17 protein-coding genes and 1 tRNA gene are annotated in these 17930 nt (G+C 69.7%); 9 read left to right on the top strand and 9 right to left on the bottom strand.

Annotated elements, in window-relative coordinates:
- Positions 1-190: 190 nt before the first annotated feature.
- Entirely contained in the window at positions 191-748 is a 558-nt protein-coding gene (locus tag JW613_RS15660; protein ID WP_209211422.1) for a flavoprotein, read from the bottom strand.
- A 204-nt stretch (positions 749-952) separates the two neighbouring features.
- Here JW613_RS15660 and JW613_RS15655 point away from each other — a divergent pair, with 204 nt between their 5' ends.
- Positions 953-2302: a helix-turn-helix domain-containing protein gene (locus JW613_RS15655; protein ID WP_209211421.1), complete on the top strand. Its 1350-nt coding sequence runs from the start codon at positions 953-955 to the stop codon at positions 2300-2302.
- Between the two features lie 272 nt (positions 2303-2574).
- Positions 2575-3000 carry a hypothetical protein gene (locus JW613_RS15650; RefSeq protein WP_209211420.1) on the top strand — a complete coding sequence of 142 codons (426 nt, stop codon included), beginning with the start codon at positions 2575-2577 and terminating at the stop codon, positions 2998-3000.
- A gap of 150 nt (positions 3001-3150) precedes the next feature.
- Here JW613_RS15650 and JW613_RS15645 read toward each other — a convergent pair whose 3' ends face one another.
- A complete protein-coding gene (locus JW613_RS15645) occupies positions 3151-3909 on the bottom strand; it encodes a GbsR/MarR family transcriptional regulator (RefSeq protein ID WP_209211419.1) in 759 nt (252 codons plus the stop codon).
- Between the two features lie 221 nt (positions 3910-4130).
- On the opposite strand from JW613_RS15645, the gene JW613_RS15640 reads away from it, so the two are divergent.
- Genes JW613_RS15640 through JW613_RS15630 form a run of 3 tightly spaced genes read left to right on the top strand, consistent with a single transcriptional unit; the run spans position 4131 to position 6561 of the window.
- Entirely contained in the window at positions 4131-4796 is a 666-nt protein-coding gene (locus JW613_RS15640) for a DUF4097 family beta strand repeat-containing protein (RefSeq protein WP_209211418.1), read from the top strand.
- 17 nt (positions 4797-4813) lie between these two features.
- Entirely contained in the window at positions 4814-5776 is a 963-nt protein-coding gene (locus JW613_RS15635; RefSeq protein WP_209211417.1) for an ATP-binding cassette domain-containing protein, read from the top strand.
- Positions 5773-6561 (top strand): ABC transporter permease, encoded by a 789-nt coding sequence (locus JW613_RS15630; protein WP_209211416.1) that lies wholly within the window; start codon positions 5773-5775, stop codon positions 6559-6561. The genes JW613_RS15635 and JW613_RS15630 overlap by 4 nt, the downstream gene beginning before the upstream one ends.
- Before the next feature lie 145 nt (positions 6562-6706).
- On the opposite strand, the gene JW613_RS15625 is transcribed toward JW613_RS15630, so the two are convergent.
- Positions 6707-7963, bottom strand: a complete 1257-nt coding sequence (locus tag JW613_RS15625) for an NAD(P)/FAD-dependent oxidoreductase (protein ID WP_209211415.1) — start codon at positions 7961-7963, stop codon at positions 6707-6709.
- A gap of 92 nt (positions 7964-8055) precedes the next feature.
- Positions 8056-8994: an ornithine cyclodeaminase family protein gene (locus JW613_RS15620; protein ID WP_209211414.1), complete on the bottom strand. Its 939-nt coding sequence runs from the start codon at positions 8992-8994 to the stop codon at positions 8056-8058.
- A 131-nt stretch (positions 8995-9125) separates the two neighbouring features.
- On the opposite strand from JW613_RS15620, the gene JW613_RS15615 reads away from it, so the two are divergent.
- From JW613_RS15615 to JW613_RS15600, 4 genes are all read left to right on the top strand, one after another.
- Entirely contained in the window at positions 9126-9818 is a 693-nt protein-coding gene (locus tag JW613_RS15615) for a GntR family transcriptional regulator (protein WP_209211413.1), read from the top strand.
- A gap of 379 nt (positions 9819-10197) precedes the next feature.
- Entirely contained in the window at positions 10198-11727 is a 1530-nt protein-coding gene (locus JW613_RS15610) for a sodium-dependent transporter (protein ID WP_209211412.1), read from the top strand.
- A 3-nt stretch (positions 11728-11730) separates the two neighbouring features.
- Positions 11731-11871 (top strand): hypothetical protein, encoded by a 141-nt coding sequence (locus JW613_RS15605; RefSeq protein ID WP_209211411.1) that lies wholly within the window; start codon positions 11731-11733, stop codon positions 11869-11871.
- Between the two features lie 270 nt (positions 11872-12141).
- Positions 12142-13242 carry a mandelate racemase/muconate lactonizing enzyme family protein gene (locus tag JW613_RS15600; protein ID WP_209211410.1) on the top strand — a complete coding sequence of 367 codons (1101 nt, stop codon included), beginning with the start codon at positions 12142-12144 and terminating at the stop codon, positions 13240-13242.
- A gap of 120 nt (positions 13243-13362) precedes the next feature.
- Here the strand turns inward: JW613_RS15600 and JW613_RS15595 are convergent, their stop codons facing one another.
- From JW613_RS15595 to JW613_RS15575, 5 genes are all read right to left on the bottom strand, one after another.
- Positions 13363-14361 carry a hypothetical protein gene (locus tag JW613_RS15595; protein ID WP_209211409.1) on the bottom strand — a complete coding sequence of 333 codons (999 nt, stop codon included), beginning with the start codon at positions 14359-14361 and terminating at the stop codon, positions 13363-13365.
- Entirely contained in the window at positions 14358-14942 is a 585-nt protein-coding gene (locus JW613_RS15590) for an RNA polymerase sigma factor (protein WP_209211408.1), read from the bottom strand. The genes JW613_RS15595 and JW613_RS15590 overlap by 4 nt, the downstream gene beginning before the upstream one ends.
- Positions 14923-15162: a hypothetical protein gene (locus tag JW613_RS15585; protein WP_209211407.1), complete on the bottom strand. Its 240-nt coding sequence runs from the start codon at positions 15160-15162 to the stop codon at positions 14923-14925. The genes JW613_RS15590 and JW613_RS15585 overlap by 20 nt, the downstream gene beginning before the upstream one ends.
- A gap of 463 nt (positions 15163-15625) precedes the next feature.
- Positions 15626-15701, bottom strand: a tRNA-Arg gene (locus JW613_RS15580).
- A gap of 94 nt (positions 15702-15795) precedes the next feature.
- A complete protein-coding gene (locus tag JW613_RS15575; RefSeq protein WP_209211406.1) occupies positions 15796-17718 on the bottom strand; it encodes a glycoside hydrolase family 3 protein in 1923 nt (640 codons plus the stop codon).
- Between the last annotated feature and the right edge of the window lie 212 nt (positions 17719-17930).

Here is a 17930-nt window from a genome sequence, read left to right as displayed (position 1 = left end):
CCTTGGGCGTTCGACCAAGGCGAATGACCAAAGAGTACCGCGTCTCGAACCGGAACGGGCAAGCGCCCGGGTGCCCTCTCGACCGATGCGGACACGGGCCGTCGCCACCCCGCATGGGCGCGTCGGTGCGTCTGCGCGTCGGTGCGTGGGTGCGCACGGGGGACGCGCTGCGCCGGAGGCAGCGTGGCCGTCAGTCCGGTGCGCCGGTGGACGCCAGGGCCTCTGCCGCGGCTGCCAGCGCGCGCCCCCACGGGTACGCCTCCGGGCGGCCCTCGCCCGGTGCGTTCGGTACGAAGCCGCCCTCCCCGTACAGCACCCGTACGCCGGCCCGGCGCAGCGTCTCGACGGAGCGGTCGAACTGGGGATGGCGGGCATAGGCGGCGTTCACACACGGCATCGTCACCAGGGGGATGCCCTTGCCGATCGCCTCGGCCGCGAAGCCGACGACGAACTTCTCCGTGATCCCCAGCGCCCACTGGTTGACGGTGTTGAACGTCGCGGGCGCCAGCAGCGCGGCCGTCGCGGGCGGCCAGGCATCGGGCTGGCCCGGCATTTTGTACCGGGAGCGCACCGGGTGACCGCACTGCTGCTCCAGCGCGGGCAGTTGGTCCGACAGCCAGTGCGCCGCAGTGGGCGTGAGCCCCAGGCACACGTCCCAGCCCGCGCGTTGGGCGTCGTCGACGACATCGGCGATCCGCAGCACAGGTGGCGCCGCGCAACCGAGCAGATACAGGACGCGAGAGGCCATACGCGCATCTCACCACGAAGTCCGCAGTCTCCGCAGTCTCCGCATCTCTTCCGGCCACCCTGTCCGGCGCAGCGCAGCGGGCTTCTCACACCCCGCCGCGCCCACGCAACTCGGTGGAACCCGATCGAGTGGTGCTCGCGTCCGAAAAGCATCGCTGTCGCAGACCGTGCATACGGTTCCGGACATCGAGGAACGGAGTCGCGGATGCGCGGGCTTGAGGAAGAACACGCGGGCGTCCGCATCGCCCATCAGCGCAAGCTGGCCGGACTGACCCAGCGCGGTCTGGCCGCCAGGTTGCCCTACTCCTACAGCCTGTTACGACAGGTCGAGGAGGGCCGCAAGAACGCCTCGCCCGACCTCGTCTCGGCGGTGGCGCGGGAGCTGCGTATCGATGTGACGGTGCTGACGGGCCAGCCGTACGTCACCGAACTGCAGCAGGACCGGCTCGCCGCGCTCATCCGGCCCATCCGGGAAGCCCTCGATCTGTACGACCTGTACGACGTCTCCGATCTCAGCCACACGTCCGACGGGCGTCATGCGTCCGACGGGCGCCATGTGTCCGACCGGCACGACATGTCCGACCAACGCGCCGCCGACCGGCGTGACGTGTCCGACCGGTGCGCGGTTTCGGGACCGCACGACGCAGGCGGGACGCGTGCACAGCACGACGCCCGTACACCCGCCCAACTCGCCGCACAGGCCGACGAGCTGTGCCGTATGGTGCGCGCCACCCAGCTCAGCAAGGCGGCCCACGCGCTGCCGGCCTTCATCGCCGAGGTGACCGCCGCAGCCCACCGCAGCCGGACCACCGCGCTGTGGCAGACGCTGGGTTCGGCCTACCGCACGGCACATGACATCGCCACCAAGCTCGGTTTCTACGACCTGGCGACCATCGCCCTGGACCGGCTCGGCTGGGCCGCCGAACGCGGCTCGGACCCGCTGCTGGCCGCCGTACGCCAGTACATGCGCGCACTGACCTACTTCCGCGAGGGCGAGCACACCATCGGGCTGCGGCTCATCGACGCAGGCCACCGGGTGCTCTCCCGAGTCGACAGCGCGGAGCAGGAAGCCCGCGACACCCTCGTCGTACGGGGACAGTTGCATCTGGGGGCCAGCGTCATCGCGGCACGCGCCCACGACGCCGACGCGGTCGGCAGCCACCTGCGCGAGGCCGCCTCCTACGCGCGGCGCACAGGGGAGGCGGAACGGGTGTACTGGTTGAGCTTCGGACCGGCCAATGTGGCGGTGCACGAGGTGTCGGCGCAGGTGGAGATGCGGCGCTACGGCAAGGCGCTGGAGAAGTCCCGCGATGTGCGCCTCCCGCACGGCTGGCCGATGTCGCGCCGCGCGCACTTCTACGTGGACCGGGCGCGGGCCGAGATGGAGACCGGACACAGCGACGCCGCACTGGGATCCGTCGTGACGGCCCGCAAACTGGCACCGGAGCAGACCCGCTACCACCCAGGGGCGCGCGAGACCATCAGCGGCCTGGTGGCGCAGCGCCGCCGCACACCCGACTCGCTCGACAACATGGCGGCGTGGCTCTGCCTGTGATGTACCGGACGGTGGCGGGAGAGCGGACACGGTGTGCGACGGGAGTGTCACACATTGGTGACACTTTCCGGCCTTCACAGTCGGCAGGGTGGGACACGTCCTGACAGGTGAAGCCCTGACAGGCGAAGGACTGTCAGGTGAGGGCATGTGGAGAGCGTGAGGAACCGTGAGATGCGCCCGACAGTGCGGGGAGACCTGACGTCGCGAAGTGCCGGCAGGTCGACTGCCGGTGCCGAACGGGTCGAAGTCGCTGAAGACGCACAGGAGAAGCCGTGACCGTGTGCTGGCCACTGCCGAAGGGCCTGGATGCCGTGCTGTTACCCGCCGGGGAGTGGTGGGACGCGGTGCGCGTGCCCGCGTACCTGGGAGAGGGCGTACTGACCCGGCTCGGCACCTCCTCGGGTGCGGTCATCCGCGACCCGTACGGCAGCAGGCTCTACTGGCTGGTGGAGCCGGGCAGCGCGCAGGGATGGTCCTTCTGCGAGTTCGCCGCCGTACAGGTGCTGGGCGCGGCGAGCTGGGTGACCGTTCCGCCCAGCAGCCGCCTGCACCCTCCGGGGCCGCACTGGGCCGTCCCCTGCACCCCGGCCGGCTCCCTGACGCCGGCGGCCACCCTGCACGCCGCCCTCCACGCCACGATCACCCAGAACCTCGGCCCGCGCCCCCGGCAGACCACGCCCCCCACTGAGCCACAGTGACTCGACCGACCGCCCTGCCCTGCCCCGCCGCTGGGCAGGGGGGCACGAGGTCGCGCGCTCCGGGTGCCGAGTCGGGCGAACGCCGAACGGCCGGAGTGCTGAACTCCCGGCCGCGGCCATCGGGTTGCCCGTGAGCAGCGAGGCGGCGGATCATCCGCCGTCCGTATGCGGCCCGGTGGTGCCGCCCGTGGTCGTTCCGGGATCCGTGTGGAGGACTTCGCGGGCCTGTTCTGCGGCCCGGATCGTGCTCTCGGTGACGAAGTCGAGGAAGCGGGCGATGTTCTCCAGCCGGGCGCCGGCCGGGGTGTCGCGGCCGAGTATGCCGACGCCCTGTCGTGAGGTCTCGACGACCTGGGCGAGGGAGCGGGCGCTGGCGATCATCGACTGGTACCAGACGTCGTCGTCGACGACGTAGCGCTCGCGGCGGCCTTCGTCGCGCTCCCGGCGGACGAGGCCCTGCCCCTCCAGGAACGTGATGGCTTTGGAGATGGACGCCGGGCTGACGTGCAGGCGCTGGACCAGTTCGGACGCGGTGAGGCTGCCCGTGTCGGTGGTGTAGAGGCAGACGAGCACCCGGGCCATCATCTTGGGCACGCCCGATTGCATGAAGACGGTGGTGAGCGTCTCCTCGTACTCGCGCAGGGCCTCGGCGTCCCGTCCGTGGGCCTGCGGGGACACCTGCGGCCCGCCCCGGGGCGCGGCCTGCCTGCGGCGGCGGGTGCGGTGTTCGGTGGCGCGGTGCGCCAGGTCGGCGCGGTAGCCGGTGGGGCCGCCGTTGCGCATCACCTCGCGGGTGACGGTCGAGGTCGGACGGTCGAGACGTCTGGCGATCTGCGCGTAGGCGAGGCCTTCGGACAGCCCCAGCGCGATCTGCTGGCGTTCCTGCTGGGTGAGTCTGCCTCCCGGCATCGCGGCCTCCTTCGTGGTCCCTGGTGCCCCCAGAATAGCGTTCACCTTCATTCCATTGCAACGAACGGTCTGGCGGCGTTGCGTTATCTTCTGACCCGTTGCAACGAAATAATTGCTCTCACCTGCAGGGATGTCTCTTCTATGCAACGAGCTTGTTGCCAGGTCTATGAATGCAACGTAGCGTTTCTCTCATCGGAAACAGCGAACCGAAGGAGAGCACAATGCAGTTCAAGACCCCCGCCCCCGTCCTTGCCGTCCTGGACATCCCCGCGGGAAGCATCCGTTTCATTGCCGCCGACCGGGCCGACACCACGGTCGAGGTCCTGCCCGCCGACCCCACCAAGGGCCGGGACGTGAAGGCGGCGGAGCAGACCGAGGTCACCTACGACGACGGCGTCGTGCGGATCGAGGGCGCGAAGGGCGGCAACCGGCTGCTGGGCCCTTCCGGTTCGATCGAGGTGACGGTTCAGCTGCCCACCGGGTCCCGGGTCGAGGCAACGGCGGCCGACGCCGAGTTCCGAGGGGTCGGACGGCTCGGTGAGGTCGCCTTCGAGGGCCAGCGGGCGCAGATCAAGCTGGACGAGGCGGAAGGCGTCCGCCTCACCACCCTCGCCGGTGACGTCATGGTCGGCCGCCTGGGCGGCGCCGGGGAGATCCGCACACAGAAGGGCGACATCCACATCGCCGAGGCCGAGCGCGGCACGGTCACCCTGCGCACCGAGTACGGCGGCATCTCGGTCGGTGCCGCCCGGGGAGTGTCCGCCTCGCTGGACGCCGGCACCTCCTTCGGCCGGATCCGCAACACGCTCAAGAACACCGACGGCGCCGCCGGTCTGACCATCCACGCGACCACCGCTCACGGCGACATCAGCGCCCGCAGCCTGTGAAGAACGGAGTAACCGTCATGACGCATCCGGCGATCGCGGCGAACGGTCTGCGCAAGTCCTACGGCGAGAAGGTCGTGCTCGACGGTATCGACCTCACCGTCCCGCAGGGATCGGTCTTCGCCCTGCTGGGGCCGAACGGGGCCGGCAAGACCACCGTCGTGAAGATCCTCTCCACCCTCATCGCCACCGACCACGGGCAGGCCCGGGTCGGCGGCCACGATCTGGCCACCGAGTCGCAGGCGGTGCGGGCGGCCATCGGTGTCACCGGGCAGTTCTCGGCCGTGGACGGCCTGATCACCGGTGAGGAGAACATGCTGCTGATGGCCGATCTGCACCACCTGTCCAAGCGGGAGGGCCGACGGGTGGCCGCCGAACTGCTGGAGCGGTTCGACCTGGTGGAGGCCGCGAAGAAGCCCGCCTCCACCTACTCCGGCGGGATGAAGCGGCGTCTCGACATCGCCATGACCCTGGTCGGCGACCCGCGGATCATCTTCCTCGACGAGCCCACCACCGGCCTGGACCCCCGCTCCCGCCACACCATGTGGCAGATCATCCGCGAGTTGGTCGCCGGCGGCGTCACCGTCTTCCTGACCACCCAGTACCTGGAAGAGGCCGACCAACTCGCCGACCGTATCGCCGTACTCGACAACGGCAAGATCGCCGCCGAAGGCAGCGCCGAGGAGCTCAAGCGGCTCATCCCCGGCGGCCACATCCGCCTCCGCTTCACCGACCCGTCCACCTACCGGAGCGCCGCCACCGCACTGCGCGAGGCCACCCGCGACGACGAAGCCCTCACCCTGCAGATACCCGGCGACGGCAGCCACCGCGAACTCCGCGCCGTCCTCGACCAGCTGGAAGCCGCCGACGTCGAGGCCGACGAGGTGAGCGTGCACACCCCCGACCTCGACGACGTCTTCTTCGCCCTCACCGGCCCGGCCGACCTGCCCACCCAGTCCCAGTCCAAGGAGACCGTCAGATGAGCGGCCTGTCCCTCGCCCTGCGCGACTCGAACACCATGCTGCGCCGCAACCTGCTGCACGCACGGCGCTACCCGTCCTTGACCTTGAACCTGCTGCTGACGCCGATCATGCTGTTGCTGCTGTTCGTCTACATCTTCGGCGATGTGATGAGCGCGGGCATCGGCGGTGGCGCCGACCGCTCCGACTACATCGCCTACCTCGTCCCGGGTCTGCTGCTGATGACCATCGGCAGCACCACGATCGGCACCGCGGTGTCCGTCTCCACGGACATGAGCGAGGGCATCATCGCCCGCTTCCGCACCATGGCCATCCACCGCGGTTCGGTCCTCATCGGCCACGTCGTCGGCAGCGTGCTGCAATCGGTCCTCAGCGTGGTCCTCGTCGGGGCCGTCGCCGTGGCCATCGGCTTCCGCTCCACCGACGCCACAGCCCTGGAATGGCTGGCCGCCTTCGGACTGCTCGTCCTGTTCGCCCTGGCACTCACCTGGATCGCGGTCGGCATGGGCCTGGTCAGCCCGAACGCCGAGGCCGCCAGCAACAACGCCCTGCCGCTGATCCTGCTGCCCCTGCTGTCCAGCGCCTTCGTCCCGGTCGACGGGATGCCCGGCTGGTTCCAGCCGATCGCCGAATACCAGCCCTTCACCCCCGCCATCGAGACCCTGCGCGGACTCCTGCTGGGCAGCCACATCGGCCACAACGCATGGCTCGCCATCGCCTGGTGCCTCGGACTCGCAGCCCTCGGCCACCTCTGGTCGGCCTCCACCTTCAACCGCGACCCCAAGTAACCGCGAACCCCAACGACTCCGACGACCACACGGGCCGCCTCCCCGACACGGGAGTGCGGCCCTGTCGCATGTTCGCCGTGGGACGTCATGGGATGGCCGTGGCACGTCATGGGATGCAGGAGGCGCCATGAGACGTCGGGAGTCGTCATGTGAAGCGCCGCGGGGAGAAGGGGGCTGCCGTGTGGGCCGTTCCCGTACTCCGTCGGCCTCCGGCGATGTGCGCGGAGACGAGGTCCGCGGTCACCGGCGCCAGAGTCACCCCGAGCATGCTGTGTCCGGTGGCGACGAGCACGTTGTCCTTGCCCGGAAGCGGCCCGACGACCGGCAGCCCGTCCGGAGTCATCGGACGCAGCCCCGTCCAGCCGTGCGGCTGTACCGCCGACGGAAGACCCGGCAGATAGGTGCGGGCGGAGCGGGTGATGCCTCGCAGACGGTGCGGATCGACGGCCCCGTCGAAGCTGCCGAACTCCATCGTCCCGGCGAGGCGGAGCCGGTCCGACAGCGGTGTGACGGCGACCTTCGCCTCGCCGAGGTACACCGAGTGCCGCAGCGTCACGGACCCGCTGGTGTCGTCGAACCCGTACCCCTTGCCGGGCCGGACGGGCAGAGGGTGCCCGGCCAGCCGCGCCAGCGAACCGGTGTGCGCCCCGGCAGCGAGGACGAAGAGGTCGCCTTCGACCTCCTCGCCCCCGGCGAGCACCGAGTCCACCGCCCGGCCCCTGGACCGCACAGCGACAACCCGGCTGTCGCGCAGGAACCGGACGCCGAGCCCCCGGCAACGGTCTTCCAGGCCTCTGATGAGACTTACGGGGTCCACATGGCGTTCCCGCGGGCAGCGAAGCCCGGTCAGCACCTGCTTGCCGAGCGCGGGTTCGAGGTCGCGGAGTTCGTCACCGGAGAGCGGGACGGCGGAGTGGCCGATCCGCTCCATGGGGGCCGTCGCCGCCCGGTACTCCTCCATGGTCCGCCGGGAGGTGAAGACCAGGAGCTGCCCCGCGCGGTGGTGTTCGAAGCGCACGCCGTCCTCCTCGTACTCGTCGAAGAGGGCAAGCGTCCGTTCGTTGAGAGAGGTGAGAGCCTCGACACCGTGCGCGAAGTCCTCAGTGTTGCAGTGGCGCAGCATGCGGAGCATGAAGCGCACATGGTCGGGACGCGGGGAGGGGTGGATGTACAGCGGGCTGTCCCTGCGGACCATCCACCGCACCGCCTTTCCGAGCATCCCGGGAGCGGGCACCGGAGCCGACATGATCGGGACGATCCATCCGGCGTTGTGGACGGACGTACCGGCTGCGCCCTCGGAAGCCGCGTCCACGACGGTGACGGCCAGCCCGTCCCGGGCCAGCCGATAGGCGGTGGCCAGCCCGATCACTCCCGCACCGACGATCACTGCACTGTGCGTCATCGTTGTCCCGTCGTCCTTCTCGTCTTCGTCCTTCTCGTGACGTGCGCGACCCTGTCCGCGCCGCCCCTTGCCCATGGCGCGGATCGGCCGGATCAGGGGAGGAACTTGTCCGCCAGGAGGCGTGCGAGGGCCCAGTCCTGTACGGCGACACCGACGGACTTGAACACGGTGCGGTTGCCGTGTGCGGCAGGGGAGGCGGGAGAAGGAGCGGTGGCGGTCAGCGCGGTGCCGAGCTCGGTGAGGGCGTCCTTGGTGACGGCCCCGGCTTGGAGGGCGTGGAGGATCTCGCCCGACTCCGCCAGGACCGCATCGAGTTCGTCGACGACGACGGTGCTGTCGGCGAGCAGTTCGTCGGGCAGTTCGCGCATGGTGGGGCGGAAAGCGCCGATGGCGTTGACATGCACATGGGCGGGCAGCGCCGAGGCCGGGAAGAGCGGAGTGGTCGCGTTGGTCGCACAGCAGACGATCTCGGCCGTCCGCACGGCGGCCTCCGCGTCCGACACCGTGCGCAGTTCCACCCCCGGCAGTTCGCTCTCCAGCGTCCCGACGAGGGCCCGGGCGCGGCGCGCATCGGCGTCCACCACGGTCAACCGGCGCAGAGGCCGGACCGCGTGGACGGCGCGCACCTGGTCGGGCGCCTGGCCGCCGGCGCCGATCAGGGTCAGTCGGCCGGCCTCGGGCGGGGCGAGGAGATCGGTCGCAACGCCGACCACCGCGCCGGTGCGCAGAGCGGTCACCGCTCCGGCGTCGGCGACCAACTGGTCCAGCCGGCCGGTCTCACTCCAGATCACGGTTCCGGCGATGGCGGGCCGGCGTGCGAAGTTGACGCTCAGCGTCTTGAACATGGCGGAGGCCGTGGACCGGTGGTGAGCCGACATCACCAGGAACTGCCCGTCCCGCAGCGCGGTGCGGGTGGGCATCTCGAACTCCCCGCCGACGAGATCGACGAAGCCCCGACGTACGGCTTCGATCGCCTCGCCCATCGTCACGGCGGCGCGAATCTCGCGCTCACCGACGGTGATGGTCTTCATGGCACCCCACTTCTTCCGCCGAGCGGCCCTCGATCACCTAGGAGTGTGTAAGGTATGACACCTCACTTCTCCGGGCAAGGAGCGTCCAGGTCCCTTCGTACGGTCCGGGAGTTCCGTGTTATGCATAAGGCGTGACAACTCCTCACCCCCCGGTGACCGCCGCCCGCGGTCCGCAGCTCAAGTCGGTCAGCCTCCGCCAACAGGCCCGGGAGGCGCTGCGCACCCGGATCGTGCTGGGGCAGATCGAGCCAGGGCGGGTGGAGAGCGTCATCAATGTGGCCTCGGAGCTGGGAGTCTCCGTCACGCCGGTCCGTGAAGCGGTCATGGACCTCGCCAATCTCGGCATGGTGGAGATCATCCGCAACCGGGGTTTCAGGGTCCCGGTGCTCACCGACCACGATCTCGAAGAGATCTTCCGCCTGCGCACCATGCTGGAGGTCCCGGCCATGGTCGAGCTCGCCCAGCTCCAGGACCGGGCCCCCCTGACCCGGTTCCGTCAACTCGCCGAGCAGCTCACCGACGCCGCACGCCAGGGAGACCTGGTCTCCTTCCTGGACCTGGACCGGCAGTTCCACCTCGGCCTGCTGGAACTCCTGGGCAACCGCCGCCTCGTGGAGATGGTCGGCCAACTGCGCGACCAGGCCCGTATGCAGGGCCTGCAGAAGCTCGCGGACCACGGTGAGCTGACCCAGTCCGGCGAGGAGCACATCGCCATCGTCGACGCCGTCGAAGCAAGTGACGGCGAACTGACGGCGGAACTGGTGCGTAGGCATTTGACCCACAGCCGCGGTATCTGGGCCGGCCGGACGGAAGGCACCGCCTGACGCCTCCCTGGCGGCTCTCTGGTGTCTTCGAGGGCCGCTGTCGGCAGCCTGTCTGCCGCTGTCGGCCGGTCGCCGGTCGGCCGCCGAGGGGGCGGGCTCCACTGCGCGGGCGCTCCACCGCGCGGAGCTGTCGTCGCTGCGGCGGATCCGGCGGGCGCGGGGGCGGACCGGGGCAGGTGGCGGGGCGGGGTCGGGCTGCTGCCGGTCACGAAGAAGTTCGTCGCGCGACCCTTGCGGAGTTCCGCGTGAGGTGTAATACATTACCGGCCACGCGCCAGGAGAGCTGTACCCGGCGTCAGGGGGAGGGCGACCCACTGGGGCGGCGCTGACCTGCCGAAGCGCGGTAGTCCCCAACCGGCTGAACGGAGGGAACCTGATCATGGCGCGTCAGACATCCGACGCGAAGCGAGAGATATTCTCCAGCCGCTTCGCGTTCGTGGCCGCCGCCATCGGGATGGCGGTGGGTACCGGCAACATCTGGCGATTCCCGCGAGATGTCGGAGCGGGCGGAGGCGGCGTCTTCATCATCGCCGTCGTACTCGCCAACCTCGTGTGGGCCATCCCGCTGCTGATGGCGGAGTCACTGCTCGGATCCCGCAGCCGGCTCGGCACGATCGGCGCCTTCCGTGCCTTCATGGGCCGCAAGTTCGCCTGGATGGGCGGATTCATGGCCGTGGTCACGGTCGGCATCCTCTTCTACTACACAGTGATCTGCGGCTGGGCGATCCGCTACTTCGTCTACGCGGTCAGCGGCAAGTTCTCCTCGGGTGTGGGCAGAAAGCAGACGCAGCAGCTGTGGGACGACTTCGTCGGGAACCCGGCGCAGACGCTCCTGTTCCACGTGGTCGCCGCGCTCCTCGTCGGCTTCGTCGTACTGCGCGGTCTGAAGGGCGGCCTGGAGAAGGTCCTCAACATCACCGTGCCGATGCTGTTCGTCGTCCTGGTGCTGCTCGCGATCCGCGCAATGACCCTGACGGGGTCCGACGAGGGACTGCGCTATCTGTTCGTGCCCGACTGGAGCAAGATGCTCGACGGCGAGATGTGGCTCGGCGCGTTCGTGCAGATGGCCTTTTCCACCGGCGCCGGCTGGGGGCTCTATCTGACCTACTCGGTGTACATGCGCAAGAAGGAGGACTTCGCGCTGAACTCGGGGATCGTGGTCGCTGGTAACCACCTCGCCTCGATGCTCGCCGGTATCGCGGTCATCTGCACGGTCTTCGCGGTGCAGTCGCCGCAGTACGCCGAAGAGGCGGTCGCAGCCGGCGACCAGGGGCTGATGTTCGTCTATCTGGCCGCTCTGTTCGGCCAGATACCCGGCGGCACCTGGTTCTTCGGCCCGCTGTTCTTCCTCGTTCTCGTGCTCGCCGGTCTCTCCAGCCTGATCGCCATGATGGAACTCGCCGTGCGGAACGTGATCGACCTCGGAGTGAAGCGGAAGAAGGCCGTCGTCGCGATCGTCCTCCTCACGCTCGTCGGTGGTGTCCCGTCCGCACTCGACCTGGATGTGCTCACCAACCAGGACAACGTCTGGGGCGTCGGCCTGCTGATCAGCGGCCTGTTCGCGGCCATCGCCATGATGCGGTTCGGCCTGGAGCGTGCGCGCCGCGCACTGGACCTCACGAGCGACTTCAAGGTCGGTGCGTGGTGGAAGGTGCTGATCGGACTGTTCCCACTGATGTTCGCCGTCGTCTTCGGCTGGTTCATGTACCTGTCCATCACCGATTCCTCGCAGACGTGGTACGACCCGTTCCAGACCTTCAGCATCGGGACCATGGTGCTCCAGTGGACGGTCCTCTTCGTCGTGATGCTGCTGCTCAACAACTTGTTCGCGCGGAAGACGAGCCGCAGCTCACTCACCACCGACGGCGACGAGCAGGCGTCGCCCACGCACCAGGGAGAGGCGGTCTGACCCGTGGACGCGGAAACCGTGATCTGGACGCTGATTCTCTTCGGCGGAACCGTGCTGGCCGTCGTGTGGCTGGGCTACGTCGCGTGGCGCAAGGAGAGGGAGAGCACCGCCGACGGCAACGGTGCCGAGCCGAGCGCCGAGTGAGCCGCGCCCGGGTCCGGAGCCCGCGTAACCGGCCCCGGACCCGGGCGGCCGGGGGGCACGAGATCGGCCGGCTGCCCGCCCCCTGCCCCCGCGACCGCGAAGTCGGCAACCGAGCGGTGCTGAGGACGACGAGAGGCCGAGAACAACCACGCAACGACTGTCGAACACGAATCACCCAGTGACCGCCGAGAACAAACCACGCAGCGACCGCCGAGAACGAACCACGCTGCGACTGTCGAGAAGGAACCACGCGAAGATCGGGGTGACGGCATGAGAGTGGTCGGGATCGACTGCTTCGGCTACAACCTGCGGTACGCCCATGGCGAGTACGTCATGTCGGGCGGCCGGGCGGCGACGTCGGAGATCGGTACGCTGGTCCGCCTGCGTACCGACGAGGGCCTTGAGGGCTGGGGCGAGATCACGCCGCTCGGCAACCGGTATCTGCCCACCCACTGGGCCGAGGTGCGCGCGGCCCTGCACACACTGGCCCCCGCGCTCCTCGGGCAGGACCCGACGAACGTGTCCGCGGTCCGCCGCACCCTGGACGGCGTACTCCTCGGCGGCACCTACGCCAAGGCCGCCATCGATGTCGCATGCTGGGACCTGCTCGGCAAGGCCTGCGGGCAGCCGATCGCCACACTGCTCGGCGGTGTGCTGCAGGAGGACTTCCCGCTCTACGAGGCGGTCCCGCTGACGTCACCGGAGGCGATGGCCGACTTCGTGGTACGCCGGGAAGAGGCCGGTATCGCACGCTTCCAACTCAAGGTCGGCAACGACCCGCTGGAGGACGCGGCCCGCACCCGCGCCGTCGTGGACGCCGCCGCGCCCGACACCCTGGTGGTGGCCGACGCCAACGGTGGCTGGAATCTGCGAGCGGCCCAGCTCGCCGTGGCGTCCATGGCCGGACTTCCGGTCTTCGTCGAGCAGCCCTGCCGGGAGACCGAGGACTGCGTCTTCGCGATGCGCCACTCCAGCCTTCCGCTGGTGCTCGACGAGACGGTTCTGACCACGACCGACGTCTTCCGCGCCAAGTACGACGCGGGAGCCGTGTCCGTCAACATCAAGATCAGCCGCGTGGGAGGGCTGACCGGGGCGGCACGCATGCGCGACCTCATGCAGGACCTGGACATGATGGTCTCGATCGAGGACACCTGGGGCGGTGACATCGTCAGTGCGGCGGTGAGCCACCTGGCGGCGAGCACCGAACCGGAGAACTTCCAGAACGCCTCGTTCATGAACGACTGGACCGACGGACACGTCGCCGGCCACCAGCCCCGTTCCCGGAACGGCCGCGGCGCAGCACCGACCGGCCCCGGCCTGGGCATCACCGTGCGGACCGACGGGCTGGAGTCCGTCTTCCACATCGCCTGACCCGCAACCTGTACCGCGCCATGGCGCGGCCCAGGTGGGTCGAAGTGGGCCGAAGTGGACCCAAGTGGACTCAAGGGGCCGACATGCGGAGGCACGAAAGAGAGTCGGGTCGGTCGCGGTTCATACGTCGGCGTGCATCGACTGCGCGCTGGGCTCGGCAGCGACGACGAGTTCCGTCTCGGCCTCGTTCCTCGGCAGAGAAGTTCGTAGGATGCGCTCTTCCCACCCAGCAGGCCAGACGGTGTCGAGATTCCAGATGATTCCTGTCAGGGAGACCCCTTCCAAGGCAGCAGAATTCAAGTCGGCACCGCAAAAGTCGTTGCTCGCGCTCACCACCGACTCGATCGCGGCCTCAAGAGCGACGGCCTCCTCAAGAGCCCGCTCCACGTCGTTGCAGAGATCTTGGACGGTTTCGGTGGCGCCGCCCAACGACTCCGCCGTCCGACCACCGCCCCCGGGCAGGTAGGAGGCGACCACTTCGTGCAGGAGGCGCCGGATGCCCTGGAGCCGGTGGGCGAGCCGCCGTGCGGGAGCGTCCAAGTGGGCCCTGACGGCGTCCTCGTAGCCGTCACCCGGCCGAGCCGTCGCCGGGCTGACGTACGGCCGCGGAATCGCGTCGAGCCGGTGGACGACCTTGCCCATCAGCTCTTCCGCGAACTCCCGCTCCCCCGAGAGTTCCAACAGACCGTGCAATTCCTCCAGATACGACACAGCGCTTCGCAGCGTGTGCGTCCTGTTCGGGGCACGGAAGAGTTCCACGAGCGTGAGTGCCTTTTGGCGGTGCTTGAGCCGTAGATCCGCCGGCCGGTCCCGCAACTCCTGGTAGGGGAACTTCCGCTTCGCAAGGGCGTCGAGGCTGTTCTTGCGTTCTGCGTGCCCGGCGGACAGCCGGTTGTCGATCGCGACACGCGTCTGCCGATGGACGGACGCGAGAAGCCGGTCGAGTGCGAGGTCGGGGTCGCAGAGTTCCGGCGGCCCTCCCCGGGCTGCGAGCCGGTCGCCGACGGCCGTGCCCAAGTCCTGGTACGTGGACGAGAGCATCTCCTCCAACAACGTCTCCGCACCCCCCGTCGCGGGGCCGCTGAACTCGGGCCGCTCCGCCTCGTTGCCGTCCGTCACGAGACCTCCCCCTCCCTTGCGTTCCCGGCCGGGGAGACCTCTCCCAGGCCCAGGCCGGCCTTCAGAGCTGCTCGGGCCCGGGCCAGGTTCTGTCGGACCGCAGCCGACGACGTACCCATGGCGCGGGCGCTTTCTTCCGTGGTGAATCCGTCCATGTGCCAGGCCATCGCGGCACGCTGCTTGGGCGGGAGGCCGGAGAGCAACCGCACGACGTGCCGCGCCTCCTCGCAGAGCTCCGCGGCGTGGGCAGGGGTGTCCCACTTCAAGCTGAGATGGGCCTCGTGCATCTCCGCGCACGAGTCCTCCCAGCGGACCTGCTGCTTGATCCAGGACCGCCAAGCGACCGTCCGCAGCCACGCCCGAGCACGGGTGATGCGCGTGCCCGGCCGGCACATGCTGGTGAAGGCCTCCTGAGCGGCGTCCTGCGCCTCGGCCCAGGTAGCTCCCTGCAGGAGGAGGAAGCGCACGAGACCGGCGTACTCCTTGTCGTGCAGTTCCTCCGCCAGCTCCCGCCCCGGGACCGCGACGTCCTGCTCCGCCAGATACGTCAGGCTGACTTCGTCACTCAGCGCCTCGTCCACCGTCCTCACCCCCGCTCGTGCGGAGGGAGACGGCGAGGCGCAGGCGGTGCCCGCCACCTTCCAGCGAAGCCTCGGCAGCCACCACACGCAAGTGCTCAGCCGCCTGCTCGGGGGACTTGTCGGCCTCGCGCCCCACACGACGCCGACGAGCCACTCGCACCGCTCCGTCCACCACGGCCGCCAGCAGGGTCGCCCCCACCCCGATCCACACCGGGTCCACTGTTGCCTCCTCGTCCTCTCCCCAACCCGCCACTGTGAACGGAGGGGCCCTGTTCCTTCAGGCCGTCAGTAGTGCACTCTGGGACGCCAGTTGTGACATCGCGCTGGTCAGGAGGCGCCACTTGCCTCCCCCAGCCGGGAGCACCCTCAAGGCCCGCTGCAGCCACACACTCGCCCTCCGGGACCTGGACGCCACGCTCGGCGCCCACGCACAGCGATCAACGACCCGGCGGAGATCCCACCCGCGCTTCACCAAGCTCTCGGCGAGGACGATCACACCCCGCCGGACAAGCAACGGGAGCCGCAACCGAGCCACAGCCCCCACCACCCCCACTGGACGGCCACCGGCCGAGCCGCACCCCGAACCGACCTGCCACCCGCGTCACCACCGCTGCCGGTCGGGGGGGGGGCGGGCTCCCGGACGCCAAAGGCCCCGGACCATGATCGGTCCGGGGCCCTTTCGCTGGTGCCCCCGGCAGGATTCGAACCTGCGACACCCGCTTTAGGAGAGCGGTGCTCTATCCCCTGAGCTACGGAGGCGCGCGGATCAGGGTGATCCGCGCGCCTAGCCTAGCGGATGCGGGATCGGCGTCGGCAACGTCGTTGTGAGTCGGCGGTGCAGTGTGGTGGTGGCTCAGTAGCGCAGGCCGTGGCCGAAGGGGTAGAGGGGGCGGTCGGAGGGGTCGAGGGTGGGGATGGGGACGGGGAGCTTTCCGCGGGGGGTCACTTCGCCGTAGAGGACGCGGGCGAGGGCCGTCATGGAGGGAGTGCCGTAGTTGTACGTCGCCAGGTAGGCGGGGACATCGGGGAAGCGGCGGATGTCGTAGGGCAGGCGGACGCCCACCGCGATCACCCGTCGGCCCGTGGCGACCAGGGATTCGATCAGCTGGGCCTGGGCGGCGCCGTCCTCCTTGCCGGCCGCGGCGGCGTTGGCGAGGACGATCGTGACGTCGTGGGTGCGGGCCGCTTCCGTCGCTTCCGTGATCTTGGTGGTGTTCGGTCTGGTGCCGGTCTCCAGGGTGGTCGTCCGCTGGCCGCGCCGCTCGCCGACGGCGCGTGCCAGGGCGGCGAGGGGGGCGGTGCCCCAGCCGGTGAGCAGGACGGTGGCGGGGGAGTGGGGCAGCGGGAGAGCACCGCTCTCGTTCCGGAGCAGGGTGATGGTCCGCTCGGTGATCTGCCGGGCCTGTGACCGGTGCCGTCGGCTGCCCACGATCCGTGCGGCGCGCCGTTCGCTCACGTAGGGGGAGGGGAACAGGCGGCGCCGCAGCTTGTGTTCGAGGATGCGGAGGACGGACTCGTCCAGCCGCTCCTGTGTGATGGTGCCCGACCGTACGGCGTTCCGTACGGCGGTGAAGGCCACCTCCAGCTTCGGAGCCAGCACCAGTTGGTCGCAGCCTGCCTGGAAAGCGCGTACTGGTGCGACGTCGGGTGGGAAGTCGGCGGTGGCGCCGCCCATGTCCAGGGCGTCCGTCGCGATGACGCCGCCGAATCCCAGTTCCTCCCGCAGCAGCCCGGTCACGATCGGCCGGGACATGGTGGCGGGCACCCTGGAGGGGTCCAGCGAGGGCACGACGATATGTGCCGTCATGATCGTGTCCACCCCGCGCCGGATGGCTGCCCGGAACGGTGGAAGATCGATGCGGTCGAGTTCGGCTCGGGTGTGTTTGATCTCCGGGAGGCCACTGTGGCTGTCGATGTCCGTGTCGCCGTGCCCGGGGAAGTGCTTGGCCGCGCTGGCGACACCACCCCGGTGATAGCCGCGTACGGCGGTCGAGACGAACTTCGAGCACAGCGTGGTGTCCGACCCGAACGAGCGAACTCCGATCACCGGGTTGGCGGGGTTGATGTTGACGTCCGCCACGGGTGCGTAGTTCTGGTTGATACCGACGGCAGCCAGTTCGGTGCCGATGATGTCGGCGCTGTCGTAGACGTCCCGCGCCGAGCGGCTCGCGGCCAGTGCCATGTTGCCCGGGAGCTGGGTGGCGGGCTCCAGCATCCGGTAGACGACGCTGCCGCCCTCCTGGTCGATGGAGACGAGCAGCGGTACGCGTGCACCAGTGCGTACGGCGGCGCGTTGGAGCCCGTTGGACAGGCGCGCGATCTGGCGCGGCTCGCGTACGTTGTCGGGCCCCCGGCGGGCGTCGAAGTAGATGACGCCACCCGGACGGTACTTCTCGATCACTTCTGCCGGCGTCGGGACGCCGTACAGTTTGCGATTTCCGTCGTGCTCCGTGTCCGCCGTCTGGCCGTAGACCTCGATGACGAACAGTTGCCCGATCTTCTCGTCGAGGCTCATCCGTTGCAGCAGGGCCGCCGCCCGGGCCCGGACGGCGGACGAAGAGGCGTGCCCCGACGCGCCCGTCGTCGAGCCGGCCAGAGGCGCGGACGTGGCGTGTCTGCCGGTCAGGGAGGCGGACAGTTGGCCGGAGAGGGCAGGGGTCGCGGAGCGGGCGGTGTGTGCGGCGGCCGGTGACGAGGGGGCCGTGACGCCGATCGCTGCCGCGGTGCCGGCCGCGGCAGCGAGGACGTGTCGGCGAGAGGTGGGCTGCTGTTGCATCGGAACGCTCCTCACATGTGTGGGTGGAGCACGTGGTCATGTGGGGGTCACCGCTGGATGCAACAGCATCGTCCCAGCGTGGCGGCGGATCGGACCAGACGCCGCGCGGGACTTCATGGGTCCAGTCCAGTGGCGTCCGGTCCGTTCACGCGTGGTGATGCGCGCGTTCCCGACGGGGACGCGCGTGTTTCGCCGTGGCGACGCTCACGTCA

Source organism: Streptomyces smyrnaeus, assembly GCF_017676345.1.
Taxonomy (GTDB): Bacteria; Actinomycetota; Actinomycetes; order Streptomycetales; family Streptomycetaceae; genus Streptomyces; species Streptomyces smyrnaeus.
This window is presented reverse-complemented; position numbering and strand designations above follow the sequence as displayed.

Excerpts from the sequence above, each read along its gene's own strand:
- JW613_RS15645 (WP_209211419.1), bottom strand. The coding sequence starts at position 3,909 with ATGCCGGGAGGCAGACTCACCCAGCAGGAACGCCAGCAGATCGCGCTG.
- JW613_RS15635 (WP_209211417.1), top strand. The coding sequence starts at position 4,814 with ATGACGCATCCGGCGATCGCGGCGAACGGTCTGCGCAAGTCCTACGGC.
- JW613_RS15610 (WP_209211412.1), top strand. The coding sequence starts at position 10,198 with ATGGCGCGTCAGACATCCGACGCGAAGCGAGAGATATTCTCCAGCCGC.
- JW613_RS15630 (WP_209211416.1), top strand. The coding sequence starts at position 5,773 with ATGAGCGGCCTGTCCCTCGCCCTGCGCGACTCGAACACCATGCTGCGC.
- JW613_RS15575 (WP_209211406.1), bottom strand. The coding sequence starts at position 17,718 with ATGCAACAGCAGCCCACCTCTCGCCGACACGTCCTCGCTGCCGCGGCC.
- JW613_RS15655 (WP_209211421.1), top strand. The coding sequence starts at position 953 with ATGCGCGGGCTTGAGGAAGAACACGCGGGCGTCCGCATCGCCCATCAG.
- JW613_RS15660 (WP_209211422.1), bottom strand. The coding sequence starts at position 748 with ATGGCCTCTCGCGTCCTGTATCTGCTCGGTTGCGCGGCGCCACCTGTG.
- JW613_RS15620 (WP_209211414.1), bottom strand. The coding sequence starts at position 8,994 with ATGAAGACCATCACCGTCGGTGAGCGCGAGATTCGCGCCGCCGTGACG.
- JW613_RS15640 (WP_209211418.1), top strand. The coding sequence starts at position 4,131 with ATGCAGTTCAAGACCCCCGCCCCCGTCCTTGCCGTCCTGGACATCCCC.
- JW613_RS15600 (WP_209211410.1), top strand. The coding sequence starts at position 12,142 with ATGAGAGTGGTCGGGATCGACTGCTTCGGCTACAACCTGCGGTACGCC.
- JW613_RS15625 (WP_209211415.1), bottom strand. The coding sequence starts at position 7,963 with ATGACGCACAGTGCAGTGATCGTCGGTGCGGGAGTGATCGGGCTGGCC.